15 protein-coding genes are annotated in these 15495 nt (G+C 64.7%); 9 read left to right on the forward strand and 6 right to left on the reverse strand.

Annotation, left to right across the window (positions count from 1 at the left end):
* Positions 1-14: 14 nt before the first annotated feature.
* The 3 genes from KF719_RS13800 to xseA are packed head-to-tail and all read right to left on the reverse strand — an operon-like array spanning position 15 to position 2549.
* Positions 15-869: a M23 family metallopeptidase gene (locus KF719_RS13800; RefSeq protein ID WP_293509286.1), complete on the reverse strand. Its 855-nt coding sequence runs from the start codon at positions 867-869 to the stop codon at positions 15-17.
* Positions 866-1084: a DUF2093 domain-containing protein gene (locus KF719_RS13805; RefSeq protein ID WP_293509287.1), complete on the reverse strand. Its 219-nt coding sequence runs from the start codon at positions 1082-1084 to the stop codon at positions 866-868. Before KF719_RS13805 ends, KF719_RS13800 begins: the two co-directional genes overlap by 4 nt.
* Before the next feature lie 31 nt (positions 1085-1115).
* Positions 1116-2549, reverse strand: coding sequence for an exodeoxyribonuclease VII large subunit (gene xseA / locus KF719_RS13810; RefSeq protein ID WP_293509288.1), 1434 nt, complete (start codon positions 2547-2549; stop codon positions 1116-1118).
* A gap of 128 nt (positions 2550-2677) precedes the next feature.
* Here xseA and purD point away from each other — a divergent pair, with 128 nt between their 5' ends.
* The 3 genes from purD to KF719_RS13825 are packed head-to-tail and all read left to right on the forward strand — an operon-like array spanning position 2678 to position 5570.
* Positions 2678-3961, forward strand: a complete 1284-nt coding sequence (gene purD / locus KF719_RS13815) for a phosphoribosylamine--glycine ligase (RefSeq protein ID WP_293509289.1) — start codon at positions 2678-2680, stop codon at positions 3959-3961.
* A 39-nt stretch (positions 3962-4000) separates the two neighbouring features.
* Positions 4001-5092, forward strand: a complete 1092-nt coding sequence (locus KF719_RS13820; RefSeq protein ID WP_293509290.1) for a phosphotransferase family protein — start codon at positions 4001-4003, stop codon at positions 5090-5092.
* Between the two features lie 31 nt (positions 5093-5123).
* On the forward strand, positions 5124-5570 hold the full coding sequence (locus KF719_RS13825) for a GNAT family N-acetyltransferase (protein WP_293509291.1): 447 nt from the start codon (positions 5124-5126) through the stop codon (positions 5568-5570).
* A 236-nt stretch (positions 5571-5806) separates the two neighbouring features.
* On the opposite strand, the gene KF719_RS13830 is transcribed toward KF719_RS13825, so the two are convergent.
* On the reverse strand, positions 5807-6961 hold the full coding sequence (locus KF719_RS13830; protein WP_293509292.1) for an ATP-dependent 6-phosphofructokinase: 1155 nt from the start codon (positions 6959-6961) through the stop codon (positions 5807-5809).
* Between the two features lie 208 nt (positions 6962-7169).
* On the opposite strand from KF719_RS13830, the gene KF719_RS13835 reads away from it, so the two are divergent.
* Genes KF719_RS13835 through KF719_RS13845 form a run of 3 tightly spaced genes read left to right on the forward strand, consistent with a single transcriptional unit; the run spans position 7170 to position 9450 of the window.
* A complete protein-coding gene (locus KF719_RS13835; protein ID WP_293509293.1) occupies positions 7170-8534 on the forward strand; it encodes a glutamate--cysteine ligase in 1365 nt (454 codons plus the stop codon).
* A 32-nt stretch (positions 8535-8566) separates the two neighbouring features.
* Positions 8567-8950 (forward strand): VOC family protein, encoded by a 384-nt coding sequence (locus tag KF719_RS13840; protein WP_293509294.1) that lies wholly within the window; start codon positions 8567-8569, stop codon positions 8948-8950.
* Entirely contained in the window at positions 8947-9450 is a 504-nt protein-coding gene (locus KF719_RS13845; protein ID WP_293509295.1) for a topology modulation protein, read from the forward strand. The genes KF719_RS13840 and KF719_RS13845 overlap by 4 nt, the downstream gene beginning before the upstream one ends.
* 180 nt (positions 9451-9630) lie before the next feature.
* Here the strand turns inward: KF719_RS13845 and tldD are convergent, their stop codons facing one another.
* Both tldD and KF719_RS13855 read right to left on the reverse strand, forming a co-directional pair.
* The gene (gene tldD / locus KF719_RS13850; protein ID WP_293509296.1) at positions 9631-11067 is read right to left on the reverse strand and encodes a metalloprotease TldD; all 1437 of its coding nucleotides are present in this window, start codon (positions 11065-11067) and stop codon (positions 9631-9633) included.
* Between the two features lie 43 nt (positions 11068-11110).
* Positions 11111-11506, reverse strand: a complete 396-nt coding sequence (locus tag KF719_RS13855) for a hypothetical protein (protein WP_293509297.1) — start codon at positions 11504-11506, stop codon at positions 11111-11113.
* Between the two features lie 420 nt (positions 11507-11926).
* Here KF719_RS13855 and coxB point away from each other — a divergent pair, with 420 nt between their 5' ends.
* From coxB to KF719_RS13870, 3 genes are all read left to right on the forward strand, one after another.
* Positions 11927-12775, forward strand: coding sequence for a cytochrome c oxidase subunit II (gene coxB, locus KF719_RS13860; RefSeq protein WP_293509298.1), 849 nt, complete (start codon positions 11927-11929; stop codon positions 12773-12775).
* A 59-nt stretch (positions 12776-12834) separates the two neighbouring features.
* Complete coding sequence (ctaD, locus tag KF719_RS13865) at positions 12835-14442, forward strand: cytochrome c oxidase subunit I (RefSeq protein WP_293509299.1); 1608 nt, start codon at positions 12835-12837, stop codon at positions 14440-14442.
* Between the two features lie 88 nt (positions 14443-14530).
* Positions 14531-15490: a heme o synthase gene (locus tag KF719_RS13870; protein ID WP_293509300.1), complete on the forward strand. Its 960-nt coding sequence runs from the start codon at positions 14531-14533 to the stop codon at positions 15488-15490.
* Positions 15491-15495: the final 5 nt, after the last annotated feature.

Below are 15495 nucleotides of genomic sequence, written 5' to 3' on the forward strand. Positions count from 1 at the left end.
GAAAGGCGAGCAGGCTAGTCGCCGCCTGCCGCGAGAGATGCCGCATCGAGCATCGGCCCGACCAGAGTTACAGGGTCGATCTGCGCACCGCGCCAGAACATGCCCCAGTGCAGATGCGGACCGGTCGAACGCCCGGTCGAACCCACCGCGCCGATGGTCTCGCCCTGTTCGACGTGCTGACCTGTCTCCACATCGACACGGCTCATATGCATCATCACGCTGGTCACCCCATGACCGTGATCGAGGAACACGAGCCCGCCTTCGAAATACATGTCGGCCTCGGCCAGCGTCACCACGCCGGCCTGCGGCGCGACGATGGGCGTGCCGGTCGGCGCGGCGACATCGACGCCGTAATGCGGTCGGCGCGGCTCGCCATTATAGATGCGCTGCGAACCGAAAACGCCGCTGATCGGCCCTGTCGCCGGCCAGACAAACGGCTGCGCGAACCAGGTATCGTCGACGCGCACGGCGCGCGCCGCGGTCTTCATCTCGCGTTCCCGTGCAATGCGCGCCAGCGTTTCGGGCGGCGGCGTCACATATTTCTGCGGCAGCCCGTCAATGCGCTGGATCGCCCATTCGCGCGGCGCAATCTCGAGCAGGTGCTCGAAGCTCGTGCCGTCCGGATAGGTGATGGCGAGGCGGGCGGACGGTCCGTGGTCGCGGTCGAAACCGAAGGCAAAGATTCCGTTTTCGGCGACGGGCAGCGCCGCGCCGTCGAGCGTCGCCCGCGCGCCGGGCACTGCCATGCCGATGACCAGCGACCCTTGCTCCATCGGGCCTTGTAGTTCCAGATTGGGAATATGCTCGGGCGCGGCAAAAGCCGGCGCGGCAAACAGCAGGGCGCTCAGAACGACTGCCAGCCGCATCATGGCGCGTTCTGCAACTCGAGATAGCGCTTCAGCGAGATTTCGGCGCTTGCATAGGCTTCCTGCCGGTCGACATTCCAGTAGCGCAATTCGTCGAGCGAAATGCGCGCGCCGGTCACCGCGCAAATGACATGGCTGCCCGGGCGCACGACGTGAAACTCGCCGTCGCCATAGACGAGCTCCGCCTCGCCGCCGCCCATTTTTTCCATCCTGTTCATGGTGCCACCATAACCCAGGCGGCCGCGGCGATCAAAGCAGGCTCCCCTGCGGACTGTCGGGCTTGCTCTTCGGCGCCGGCCGCGGCTTTTCCGGCGTCCCCGCGACGACCGCGCCAAGCCTGTCCTCGGCGAATTCGATATCGAGCGGCGCACCGGCCCTCTGGTCCGCGCCGCTGCGGATCGGTTTGCCCGCGCCGTCGCGCACCACCGCATAGCCGCGCTTCAGCACGCCCTGATAGGAATAGCTCTCGAGCAGCTTCGCCGCGCCGTCGAGCCGCCGCGCATTGTCGGCGACAAGGCGTTTCTCGGCCGCAAGCGCGCGGACGCCCAGTTCGCCGGTCCGCCGTCGCGCCTCGGCGATGCGCCGTTCGATCGGCGTCACCGACAGCCGCCCCTCGACACGATGCAGCGTTGCGCGTTTGACTTCCGCCGCGCGCGCCAGCGCCCGGCCGAGCCTTTCCGATGCCGCGTCGAAGCGTTGCCGCGGCAGCGCCACAATGTCGGTCAACCGCGGCAGCCCGCGTGCGAGCCCGCGCAATTCGTTGCGCGCCGTCTCGATGGTCCGCGCCTCCGCCCGCATCAGCCGCCGCGCGCGATCCTGCACCTCGGCCACGAGATCGGCGCGCACCGGCACCGCCATTTCGGCCGCCGCCGTCGGCGTCGGCGCGCGGCGGTCGGCCGCGAAGTCGATCAGCGTCGTGTCGGTCTCGTGGCCGACGGCCGAGATCAGCGGGATGGCGCTCGCCGCCGCCGCCCGCACGACGATTTCCTCGTTGAACGACCACAAATCCTCGATCGAGCCGCCGCCCCGCGCCACGATGATGAGGTCGGGGCGGGGGAGCTTCCCGCCTTTTTCCATGCGGTTGAAACCCTCAATCGCCGCCGCCACTTCGGCCGCCGACGTCTCGCCCTGCACGCGCACCGGCCAGACCAGCACATGCCGCGGAAAACGGTCGGCAAGCCGGTGCAGGATGTCGCGAATGACCGCGCCGGTCGGGCTCGTCACCACGCCGACGACATCGGGCAGAAACGGGAGCGCCCGCTTGCGCTCGGGTGCGAACAGCCCCTCGGCCGCGAGTTTCTTGCGCCGCGCTTCGAGCAGCGCCATCAGCGCGCCGGCGCCGGCGGGCTCCAGATGCTCGATCACGATCTGGTATTTCGAACTGCCGGGATAGGTGGTGAGCCTGCCCGTCGCAATCGCCTCCATGCCCTCTTCGGGCTTGAAGCGCAGCTTGGAGAAATTGCCTTTCCAGATCACCGCATCGATGCGCGCCTTGTCGTCTTTCAGCCCGAAATAGCAATGGCCGGAGGAATGCGGCCCCCGATAGCCGGTAATTTCGCCGCGCACACGCACATGGCCGTAAGTGTCCTCCACGGTCTTTTTCAGCGCGAAGGAAAGCTCGCTGACCGAGAATTCATGGGCATTGCCGGCGGCGGCGGGCGTTGACGTATCGGAAGCGGCCATATCGGGCTTTCGGCGCTCGGCGTTGCGGGGCGCACGGCGGTTTGCCGGCGGGGGACCCCATGTTACAAGGAAACCGCTTTCGCGGGGCCCGTTTTCTGAAGGTCCCGCTTCCGGGAGTTCAAGGCCCCATGAACATTCTTGTCATCGGCTCAGGCGGCCGCGAGCATGCGCTGTGCTGGAAAATCCGGCAGAGCCCGCTCTGTGGCACTCTTTATTGTGCGCCGGGCAATGGCGGCATCGCCGCCGTCGCCGAATGCGTGGCGCTCGCACCGATGGATTTCGACGCCGTCGTCGCCTTCTGCCGCGAAAAGGAGATCGGCTTCGTTGTCGTCGGCCCGGAAGACCCGCTGGTCGGCGGGCTGGTCGACCGTCTCGACGCCGAAGGCATTGCGAGCTTCGGCCCGTCCGCCGCCGCCGCGCAACTCGAAGGCTCCAAGGGTTTCACGAAAGACCTTTGCACCGAGTGGAACATCCCGACCGCCGCCTATGGCCGTTTCTCCGATGCGGCGAAGGCGAAGGAATTCATCCGCAAGAAAGGCGCCCCCATCGTCGTCAAGGCCGACGGGCTCGCCGCCGGCAAGGGCGTCATCGTCGCGCTGACGGCGGCCGAAGCCGAAGCCGCCATCGACGAGATATTCTCCGGCCGTTTCGGCGCCGCCGGCGCCGAGGTCGTGGTCGAGGAATTCCTCGAAGGCGAGGAGGCGAGCTTCTTTGCCCTTTGCGACGGCAAGACCGCCCTGCCGCTCGCCACCGCGCAGGATCACAAGCGCGCCTTCGACGGCGACCAGGGTCCCAACACCGGCGGCATGGGCGCCTATTCGCCGGCGCCCGTCATGACGCCCGGTCTCTGCGCCCGTGCGATGCGCGAAATCATCGAGCCGACGGTGAAGGCGATGGCCGCCCGCGGTACGCCCTTCAAGGGCGTCCTCTATGCGGGCCTGATGCTGACCGCCGAAGGCCCCAAGCTGATCGAATACAATGCCCGCTTCGGCGATCCCGAATGCCAGGTGCTGATGATGCGCCTCGACAGCGATGTGCTGCCGCTCCTGATGGCGACGCATGACGGCACGCTCGCATCGGCCGCCCTGCGCTGGAAGGACGAGGTGGCGCTCACCGTCGTGATGGCGGCCAACGGCTATCCGGGCGACTACAAAAAGAACACGGAAATAAAAGGCCTCGCGGCCGCCGGCGCCATCGACGGCGTCGAAGTCTTTCACGCCGGCACGAAGGCGGAGGGGCCCCGCATCCTCGCCAATGGCGGCCGCGTGCTCAACGTGACGGCGACAGGCGCCGGCACCGTCGAGGCGCAGGCCCGCGCCTATCGCGCCGTCGCGGCGATCGACTGGCCGGAAGGCTTCTGCCGCCGCGACATCGGCTACCGCGCCATCGAGCGCGAAAAGCAGAACGCCTGAGAGCATTCGAACAAGAAAAACGACACCGGGGAGAAAACCATGACCGACGCAGCGCCGAGCCGGCAGGAGCAGTTTTCGGGCACCAAGGAAGTGGCCGACACGCACAAATTCGACGAGAAGCGCCTTGAGGAATACATGGCAGCCCATGTCGAGGGCTTCAAGGGACCGCTGACCGTCAGTCAGTTCAAGGGCGGCCAGTCGAACCCAACCTATCAGCTGAAGACGCCGTCGAAAAAATATGTGCTGCGCCGCAAGCCGCCCGGCAAGCTCTTGCCGTCGGCCCATGCTGTCGACCGCGAATACAAGGTCATCACCGCGCTCCACAGCATCGGCTATCCGGCGCCGCGCACATATTGTCTCTGCGAGGACGACAGCGTCATCGGCACCATGTTCTACATTATGGACATGGTTGAGGGCCGCGTGCTCTGGGAGCCGCTGCTGCCGGGCATGGAGCCCGCCACGCGCTGGAAAATCTACGAAACGCTCAACGACACGCTGGCCCGTCTCCATATGGTCGATTACGAAAAGATCGGCCTCGGCGATTTCGGCAAGCCGGGAAATTATTTCGCCCGCCAGATCTCGCGCTGGTCGAAGCAATATGTCGCCTCCGTCACCGAATCGATTCCGGAGATGGACCGGCTTATGGAATGGCTGCCGGAAAACGTGCCTCAGGATGATTCGACTTCCGTCGTGCATGGCGACTACCGCCTCGACAACACGATCCTGCACCCCACCGAGCCGAAAGTCATTGCGGTGCTTGACTGGGAGCTTTCGACGCTTGGTCATCCGCTCGGCGATTTCACCTACAGCCTGATGCAATGGGTGATGCCGGGGCAGGGCACGGGCGGTGGCACCGGCTCGATCCAGACCGCCGATCTCAAGGCGCTCGGCATTCCGACGCTCGAACAATACATCCAGATGTACTGTGAACGGACGAATCGTCCGGGCATCGAGAATCTCGATTTTTATTTTTCGTATAATTTCTTCCGTCTTGCCGGTATCCTGCAGGGAATCGCGGGGCGGGTGAGGGACGGAACGGCATCAAGCGAACATGCCAAACAGATGGCGCAGAATGTGCGGCCGCTCGCACAGGAAGCCTGGACCTATGCCCAACGCGCGGGGGCCAAATAACAAAAACAACAGGTAAAAAGAGAGTAGGCGTATGAGTTCGTCCGACGTTTCGTCATGGAGCCGCCACGGCTTCGAGATCAACACCGACAAATCGCGTCTCGACCGGGAATCGATCCTGAAGATGCTCGGGGCGACCTATTGGGCGCGCGACGTTTCGCCGGAAAATCTCTGGACCAGCATTCAGAATTCGCGTGCCTATGGTCTCTATTCGCCGGATGGCGAGCAGGCGGGCTTCGGCCGCATGGTCACCGACATGACCCGCTTTGCCTGGATGAGCGACGTCTACATCCTCCCGGTCCATCGCGGCGCCGGCCACGGCAAATGGATCGTCGAGACGATGGTCGGCGATCCGGCGCTGGCTTCCGTTCACCGCATCATGCTCTCCACCACCGACGCGCACTCGCTCTACGAGCGCCTCGGCTTCCTGACCATCGGCGACGACGGCGAAGCCCGCCAGCTGATGCAATTGAAGCGGTAGCGGTCGCGGCGAACCAGCGTCACGTTCCTTCCCACCCTCCCCTTGGGGGAGGGTCAAACGGTCGAAGACCGTTTGGGGCGGGGTCGCCGAGGTTCAGCGTATACAGACAATAGAGATTTATTGAGGCGAGGCCGCGCCCCCGCCCCGAAAAATTCCGCGCTGCGCTTGAATTTTGTCGACCCTCCCCCAAGGGGAGGGTGGGAAGTGAGCTGCATCGTCGCGAATCCTCTCTCGCCTCAATACAGGAACATCGGCTTGCCCTTCACCTGTGCGATGCGCGGGCGATAGGCGTTCACATCGTAGAACGCGGCCACGTCGACGCGCTTTTTCCGGGTCACGCAGGTTTCGGCCGGTACCGTCGTGTAGTTGCCGTCGCGCACCGCGGTCATGAAACCGCTGCGCCCGGCGGCGATTTCCTGCACCGCCAGCGTGCCGAAACCCTTGGCCACCATCTGGTCGAGCGCGTCGGGCGGCCCGGCCCGCATCAGATAGGCGAGCGACTGCGTGATCGCGCCGACGCCCGTCAGCCGCGTCAGTTCCTCGCCCAGCATGTGGCCCACGCCGCCCAGCCGCTTGCGGCCGTAATCGTCGGCGGCGCCATAAGTCATCGTCTCGCCGCCTTCCATCCGCGCGCCTTCCGAAACCACCACCATCGCGTAGCGTGCCGGATTGTCCATGCGGTCCGCCGCAACCAGCGCAGCCAGCTTCTCCGTGTCGAACGGCACTTCGGCGATCAGCACGCGGTCGGCATCGGCGAGATAACCCGCGATCAGCGCCGTCTCGCCCGAATGCCGTCCGAAAAGCTCCACCACGGCAATGCGCTCATGGCTGCCGGTCGATGTCCTGAGCGCGTTGATATGCTCGACCGAGCGCGACACGGCGGTCGAAAAGCCGATGCAGTAATCGGTGCCGAACACGTCATTGTCCATGGTCTTCGGGATCGAAACGATCTTCATGCCTTCGCTGTGAAGCTGTGCGGCATAGGCAAGCGTGCCGTCGCCGCCGATCGTGATCATCACATCGATCCCGAGATGTTCGAAGACGCGCAATATATGCGGCGTCGTGTCGACGGTTCCCTTGTCGCTGAGCTTGAACCGGCCCTTCAGAAAATCGGGAAGCTTGTCCTCGACCATCCATTGCGGATCGGTGCGCGTCGTGTGAAGTATCGTGCCGCCCTCGCGATCGATGGTCCGGACCGTCTCGGTGTCGAGACGCATCAGATGTTGCGCGCTCCCCGCCGGGTCGTCGGGATTGTAGTTGAGCGGCCCCGCCCAGCCGCGGCGAAAGCCCACGACCTCCCAGCCCAGCTCGGCCGCGCGCCGCGTCACCGCCTTGATGCAGGAATTGAGCCCCGGCACATCGCCGCCGCCCGTCAGAATGCCGATCCGCATCGCGTCTCTCCTTTGTGGCCGCGCCCGTTACCAGTACATCCCGCAACCCCGATCTGTAAAATGCCGGCTGTATAAAATGAGTGTAAATCGCGGCGCGAGATTTGCGCTTGTCAGCGGCGAATGGCGCTCCTACATCTGGGCGGCGCCGCAGAGCGCCGTGAGACGGACCCGGCCGCGCCGAGGTCCGCGGAGGAACAAAGGGGCTCGCATGAGCATACTCGTCGCCGGGCCCGAGCCCATCGCCGACCGTCGCGATCTCGTGGCCGCGCTGGAGCGCGGCAACAAGCCGAAAGCGGATTGGCGCATCGGCACCGAGCACGAGAAATTTCCCTTCTGCGCGAAAAACCTGACCCCCATCCCCTATGGCGGCGACCACGGCATCCGCGCCATGCTGGAGGGACTCACCCGCTTCGGCTGGCAACCGGTGATGGAAGGCGAACACATCATCGGCCTCGAAAGCGAAGGTCACGGCAACATCTCGCTGGAGCCCGGCGGTCAGTTCGAGCTTTCGGGCGCGGCGCTCGAAACGCTGCACCAGACCTGTTCGGAGCTGCACGACCACCTGGCGCAGGTCAAGGAAGTCGGCGACGAGCACGGCATCGGCTTTCTGGGGCTCGGCTTCACGCCCAACTGGCGGCGCGACGAAATTCCGGTCATGCCCAAGGGCCGCTACAAGATCATGACCGAATACATGAAGAAGGTCGGGACCATGGGTCTCGACATGATGTACCGCTCCTGCACCGTGCAGGTGAACCTCGACTTTTCGTCGGAAGCCGACATGGTGAAGAAGCTGCGCGTCGCCATCGCGCTGCAGCCGGTCGCGACCGCGATCTTCGCCAATTCTCCGTTCACGGAAGGAAAGCCCAACGGCTATCTCTCCTACCGCTCGCATGTCTGGACGGATACGGACAAGGCGCGTTCCGGCATGATCCCCTTCGTGTTCGAACAGGGCTTCGGCTTCGAACGCTATGTCGATTACGCGCTCGATGTGCCGATGTATTTCGTCTATCGCGACGGCAAATATATCGACGCGACCGGGCAGAGCTTCCGCGATTTCCTCGAAGGCCGCCTGCCGGCGCTGCCGGGCGAAGTGCCGACGCGCGGCGACTGGAACAACCACCTGACGACGATCTTCCCCGAGGCGCGCATCAAGAACTACATGGAAATGCGCGGCGCCGATGGCGGCCCCTGGGCGCGCATCTGCGGGCTTCCCGCTTTCTGGGTCGGTCTGCTCTATGAGCAGTCCTCGCTCGACGCCGCATGGGATCTCGTCAAGGACTGGACCGACGAGGAGCGTCAGAAGCTGCGCGACGACGTGCCGAGGCTGGCGCTGAACACGCCCTTCCGGGGCGGCACGCTGCTCGATGTCGCGCGCCGCGCCGTCGAGCTCTCCCGCGCCGGCCTCGACGCCCGCGCGCAAGGCGACGGTGTCGGCGCCACCGAGGCGATCCACCTCGCCGCCGTCGAAAAAATCGTCGAAACCGGCATCACCCCCGCCGAGGAACTGCTCGCCCTCTACCACGGCCGCTGGAACGGCTCGGTCGATCCGGTGTTCAAGGAATTCGCGTTCTAGGCAGTGGTCGCGGCAACAACGGAGCGCATTCCATGTTCAGTCACGTCACCATCGGTTCGAACGATCCGCAAAAGCTCGAAGCCTTCTACGACGCGGTGCTGGGTACGCTTGGGCTGGAGCCCTTCTTCAAGGTGCCGGGCACGCTATCCTACGGCACGGCCACCGGACCCAAGGTCTTCGTCGTCACGCCCTTCGACGGCAACCCGCATCACGCCGGCAATGGCTGGCACGCCGCCTTCCTCGCGCCCGACCGCGCCGCGGTCGATGCCTTCCATGCGGCGGCGCTCGAAAGGGGCGGCACCAGCGAAGGCGCGCCGGGCCTGCGCCCCCACTACCATCCGAATTACTACGGCGCTTATGTCCGCGACCCGGAAGGCAACAAGCTCCAGGCCGTCTGCCACAGCAAGAAGGGATGAAACGCATCCTCGTCATCGGCTGCTCGGGCGGCGGCAAGTCGACGCTTGCCCGAAAGCTGGGCGAGAAACTCGGCCTGCCGGTCGTCCATCTCGACGTGCTGTTCTGGAAGCCGGGCTGGGTCGAGAGCTCCTACGACGAGTTCCGGCCGAAGGTCGCCGCCGCGGTGGCGGAAGATCGCTGGATCGTCGACGGCAATTTCAGCCGCACCTTCGACTTGCGCCTGCCGCGCGCCGACACGGTGGTCTGGGTCGATCAGCCGCGCCGCGTCTGTCTGTGGCGCGCCTTCCGCCGCACGCTGACGCTGTTCGGCGAAACCCGCGCCGACCTCGCGCCGGGCTGCCCGGAAAAATTCGACCCGGCCTTCTACCTCTTCATCTGGAACTTCAAGCGCACGCATGACGCGATGATCGAGGAGGCGCTGGCCCGCGACGCGTCCCATGCAAAACAGTTCCGTCTGCGGAGCGATACGGAGATTGCGGCGTTTCTGGCCGCGGCCTGACGCCGTAGACGCCCGGCGCGCGGCAAACCGGGGATAAGTTTTATTTATCTCCGCTTTGTCCCCGGTCCAAACGAGCTGCACACGGCGCTTGTGACAGTTTTTTTGACAGTTCGGTGACAGAGGCGCCCTGAAACTGTCAAAAAGCGGGGATAAGTCGCACTTTGCTCCGTAGACGGATAATCACGCCGCCTTCGCCGTGCCGCCCACCGTCAGCCCGTCGATCCGGAGCGTCGGCTGGCCGACGCCCACCGGCACGCCCTGTCCGGCCTTGCCGCAGGTGCCGATGCCGGGGTCGAGCTTCATGTCGTTGCCGATCATCGAGACGCGCGTCAGCACGTCCGGCCCGTTGCCGATCAGCGTCGCACCCTTCACCGGCGCGCCGATCTTTCCGTTTTCGATCAGGTAGGCTTCCGTGCAGGTGAAAACGAACTTGCCCGACGTGATGTCGACCTGTCCGCCGCCGAACGACACCGCATAAAGACCCTTCTTCACCGACGAAAGAATTTCGTCCGCCTCGCGGTCGCCCGACAGCATGTAGGTGTTGGTCATGCGCGGCATCGGTTGATGCGCGTAGGATTCGCGCCGCCCGTTGCCCGTCGCCGCCATGCCCATCAGCCGCGCATTGAGCCTGTCCTGCATATAACCTTTGAGAATGCCGTCCTCGATCAGCACCGTGCGCGAGGTTGGCGTGCCTTCGTCGTCGATCGACAGCGAGCCGCGCCGGTCGGCCAGCGTCCCGTCATCGACCACCGTCACGCCCGGCGCCGCGACGCGGCTCCCGAGCAATCCGGCAAAGGCCGATGTCTTCTTGCGGTTGAAATCGCCTTCGAGCCCGTGGCCGATCGCTTCATGCAAAAGAATGCCCGGCCAGCCCGGCCCCAGCACCACATCCATTTCGCCGGCGGGCGCCGGCACCGCTTCGAGATTGACGAGCGCCTGCCGCAGCGCCTCGTCCACCTGTCCGCGCCATTTCAGCGGATCGATGAAAACGTCATAGCCCATCCGCCCGCCGACGCCGAAGGAGCCGGTCTCCTGCCGGTCGCCTTCGCCCGCGACAATCGCCACATTGAGGCGCACCAGCGGCCGCACGTCGCGCAACGTCGCGCCGCCGGCCCGGATGATCTCCACCGCCTGCCACTCGCCCGTCATCGACGCCGACACCTGCCGCACGCGCTTGTCGAGCCCGCGCGCATAGGCGTCGATCTCGGCCAGCAATTTCGCCTTCTCCTCGAAGCTCTGGCCGCCCAGCGGATTCTCGTCGGAATAAAGATGCGCGTTGGTGCGCGCCGGGCCCTCGGCCAGCGAGCCCGTGTGGCCGCTCTTGACCGCCTGCACGGCGGCGCTGGCGCGCTTCAGCGCTTCCTCGCTGAGTTCGGAGGTATGCGCATAGCCGGTTGCCTCGCCGGCGACGCAGCGCAGGCCGAAGCCTTGCGACGTGTCGAAGCTCGCCGTCTTGAGCCGGCCATCGTCGAAGCCGAGGGCCTCCGACTGCCGGTATTCCATGAAAAGCTCGCCGTCATCGGCGCCGTTCAACGCTTCGCCGACAAGTCCCTCGACGCGGGCGCGGTCGAGCCCGGTCCGGGTGAAAAACAGATCGTCGGAAGATGCGCGGCTCATGGTCGTGTGATCCTTGATAAAAAAATTGCAGGCGGGCAGGGCTCTACCGGTCGAGCCATTCCTCGACCGGCACCAACCGGCGCGGCAGGCCCGACAGGTCGCAGCGCACCACCTGCGGCGCGCAGCTGTAGAGCGGATACTGCGTCACCTTCAGCGAGGCGAGATCGACCAGGAAGACGCCGTTGATCCGGCCGAACCAGTCGTCCCACTGCACGAAGCGCCAGTTCTGCCAGCCGTCGGGCGGCGGCGCCACGACATCGCCGACAAGATCCGGATGGGCGGCGCAGAAGCCGACCACGCAGCGGCCGGGATCGCTCTTGTCGAGCCAGGGCGCCGCCTCCGAGATCAGCTCCGGCGCCGCGCCGCCATTATGCGGCAGCAGCAGGCCGGCCGAAATCCGGCGTCCCAGGTGGAAATGAATCAGGGCTTCGTCGCGCATCGTCGGGGGCGTCTCTCGGCCGAAGGGAAAAACCGGCAATATCCAACCATTACTCTAGGGCATTTCAGGCGGCGGGGAAGGCCCGGGAGGCGGAAATTCCGGCCGCCGGGCCTGCCGCGCCATAATCTCCGATTCGGTCTTTTATTGTGGCAAAACGTCGCAAAACCCGACCCTCGCTGTGGCCTCTCCCATTGCCTTGTCTATACTCGGCCACACGAGTCGTCCGCGGCGCGGGGAGGCATTCAATAATCTGCGGCGAAACGGGGCGCCGTCAGGGATAAACGCCACAGGAGAATCCGGCGCAGGGCGACGGCGGAACTTGCGGCGGCGAACGGTTTATGGTTTCTGACGGCCAGCTTTGGGTGCCCGAGGGCGCGGCTCCAGGCGGCCGGACGTAGAATTGACTAGCTGGGGATAAGCATGCGGTTTCTGATCGGTTTTGGCCTCTTCGCGATCGCTCTTGCGGGCGGGCATCTGGACGGTGGTTTTGCGACCGCCGCGTTTGCGGGCCAGCCGCATGATGGCGGTCTCGGTCTTCAGCCCTCCGCCTCTTCGGTGATGGACGACATCGTCTGGTTCCACGACTTCCTGCTCTGGATCATCACGATCATCGTCGTCTTCGTGACGCTGCTTCTCGGCATCGTCATCCTGCGGTTCAACCGCAAGGCCAATCCGAACCCCTCCAAGACCACGCACAACACGCTGCTTGAGGTCGCATGGACGGTCATCCCGGTGATGATCCTCGTCGTCATCGCCATCCCGTCCTTCCGGCTGCTTTACAAGCAGGTCGTGATTCCGGAAGCGGAATTGACAGTGAAGGCGGTCGGCTATCAGTGGTACTGGGGTTATGAATATCCCGACCACGGCGACATCTCGATCATCTCGAACATGATCCCCGACGATCAGCTGCAGCCGGGCCAGCCGCGCCTGCTCGCGGCCGACTACGACATGGTGGTGCCGGTCGACACGACGGTGCGCGTCATCGTCACCGCGGCCGACGTGATCCACGCTTTCGCCGTGCCGTCCTTCGGCGTCAAGATCGACGCAATCCCGGGCCGTCTCAACGAGACCTGGTTCCGCGCCGACCGTACCGGCATGTTCTATGGCCAGTGCTCGGAACTGTGCGGCACGCGGCACGCCTTCATGCCGATCAGCGTCAAGGTTGTGACGAAGGAAGAATTCGACGAGTGGGTCGCGCAGGAGCAGGCGTCGCTCGGCGGCGACGGAAAACTGAAACTGGCTGAAGCCCGCCCGGCGGAAGCGCGCTGAACGCGTTTCCACCACGGTAAGGCAAGAGCGTAAAACCGGAAGAACGAAGGGTTACAGAGATGGCAGGGCAAGCTGCGGGTGCGCACGCCGATCACGCCGACCACCCCACGGGTTGGAAGCGTTACGTCTATTCGACGAACCACAAGGACATCGGCACGATGTACCTGATCTTCGCGATTATCGCGGGGGTCATCGGCGGCGCCATGTCGGTCGTCATGCGCATGGAGCTGCAGCTTCCGGGCGATCAGGTTCTGGGCGGCGACTATAACCTCTTCAACATGCTGGTGACGGCGCACGGTCTGATCATGATCTTCTTCATGGTCATGCCGGCCATGATCGGCGGTTTCGGCAACTGGTTCGTGCCGCTGATGATCGGCGCGCCCGATATGGCCTTCCCGCGCATGAACAACATCTCGTTCTGGCTGCTGCCGCCGGCGCTGGGCCTGTTGATCATTTCGATGTTCGTGCCGGGCGCCCCCGGCGGCACAGGCGCTTCGGGCGGCTGGACGATCTATCCGCCGCTCTCGACCTCCGGTTCGCCCGGACCGGCGATGGACTTCGCCATCCTCGCGCTCCACATCGCCGGCGCCTCGTCGATCCTCGGCGCCATCAACTTCATCACCACGATCTTCAACATGCGCGCACCGGGCATGACGCTGCACAAGATGCCGCTCTTTGTCTGGTCGATCCTGGTGACGGTCTTCCTGCTGCTGCTCTCGCTGCCGGTTCTGGCGGGCGCCATCACCATGCTGCTCACCGACCGCAATTTCGGCACGACCTTCTTCGCGCCCGAAGGCGGCGGCGACCCGATCCTGTTCCAGCATCTTTTCTGGTTCTTCGGGCACCCGGAAGTCTACATCCTGATCCTGCCGGGCTTCGGCATCGTCAGCCAGATCATTTCGACCTTCTCCCGCAAGCCCGTGTTCGGCTATCTCGGCATGGCCTATGCGATGGTCGCCATCGGCGTCATCGGCTTCGTCGTCTGGGCGCACCACATGTACACGGTCGGCATGTCGGTCAACACGCAGGCCTATTTCGTGGCCGCGACCATGGTCATCGCGGTGCCGACAGGCATCAAGATATTCTCCTGGATCGCGACGATGTGGGGCGGGTCGATCGACTTCAAGACGCCGATGCTCTGGGCGGTCGGCTTCATCTTCCTGTTCACCATCGGCGGTGTGACCGGCGTGGTGCTGGCCAATGCCGGCGTCGACCGCGCGCTCCACGACACCTACTACGTGGTGGCGCATTTCCACTACGTGCTGTCGCTCGGTGCCGTCTTCGCGATCTTCGGCGGCTGGTACTACTGGTTCCCGAAAATGTTCGGCTACATGTACTCCGAGTTCGTCGGCAAGCTGCATTTCTGGGTCACGTTCGTCGGCGTGAACATGGTCTTCTTCCCGCAGCATTTCCTCGGGCTTCAAGGTATGCCCCGCCGTTACGCGGACTATCCGGATGCCTTTGCCTACTGGAACTACATCTCGTCGATCGGGTCCTACATTTCGGCCTTTGCCGTCCTGATCTTCCTCTACGGCGTGGCCCAGGCTTTCATCCGCAAGGAAAAAGCCGCCAACAGCCCGTGGGGCGAGGGCGCGACGACGCTGGAGTGGACGCTCTCCTCGCCGCCGCCGTTCCACCAGTTCTCGGAACTGCCGCGGATCAAGTGATGATCGCTCCGGCCGGGACCACCCGGCCGGAGTGTCCCTTTCGGGACGGACGCCCGGCCGCATCGGGAAATGAAAGCATCGACCGTCAATGTCCGACAGAGCGATCAGCAAGGAAGAGTTCGACTCGCGCACCCTGCACGAAGGCGGCATGGGCTCCGCGCACGACTTTTTTGCCCTGCTGAAACCCCGCGTCATGTCGCTGGTCATCTTCACCGCCTTTGTCGGTCTCGCGGTTGCCCCCGGCGCCATTCATCCGGTCATCGCCTTCACGGCGCTGCTCTGCATCGCGGTCGGCGCCGGCGCCTCCGGCGCGCTCAACATGTGGTACGACGCGGATATCGACGCGAAGATGGCGCGCACCGCCGGCCGGCCCATTCCGCAAGGCCGCGTGACGCCGGGCGAGGCGGCCGCCTTCGGTTCGATCCTTTCGGTCTTCTCGGTGATGACAATGGGGGTGTTGGTGAATTGGGTGGCGGCATCGCTGCTTGCCTTCACCATTTTCTTCTATCTGGTCGTCTACACGATGTGGTTGAAGCGCAGCACATCGCAGAACATCGTTATCGGCGGCGCTGCCGGCGCGTTCCCCCCGATGATCGGCTGGGCGGCGGTCACGGGCTCGCTGGCGATCGAACCGGTGGTTCTCTTTCTGATTATCTTCATGTGGACACCGCCGCATTTCTGGGCGCTGGCGCTCTATCGCAGCGACGACTACGAAAAAGTCGGCGTGCCGATGCTCCCGGTCGTCGCGGGTGAGGCGGAGACGCGCCGCCAGATTCTGATTTATTCGCTGCTGCTCGTGCCGGTGACGTTGCTGCCGGCGGCGCTCGGCTTTGCCGGGCCGCTCTATGCGGGTGCAACCGCCGCTCTCGGCGCTGGGTTCCTCTGGCTCGCTTTCGCCCTCTGGCGGAGCCGCTCCGGCGCGGCGCAGGACAAGGCCGCCAAGCGCCTCTTTGGCTATTCGATCCTTTATCTTTTCCTCGTTTTCTCGTTGCTCCTGGCCGAGAAGGCGCTCGGGATCGCTGCTTTCAGCGCGATTGCGCTATTGTGAGTTTG

The organism is Parvibaculum sp., assembly GCF_019635935.1.
Classification (GTDB): Bacteria; Pseudomonadota; Alphaproteobacteria; order Parvibaculales; family Parvibaculaceae; genus Parvibaculum.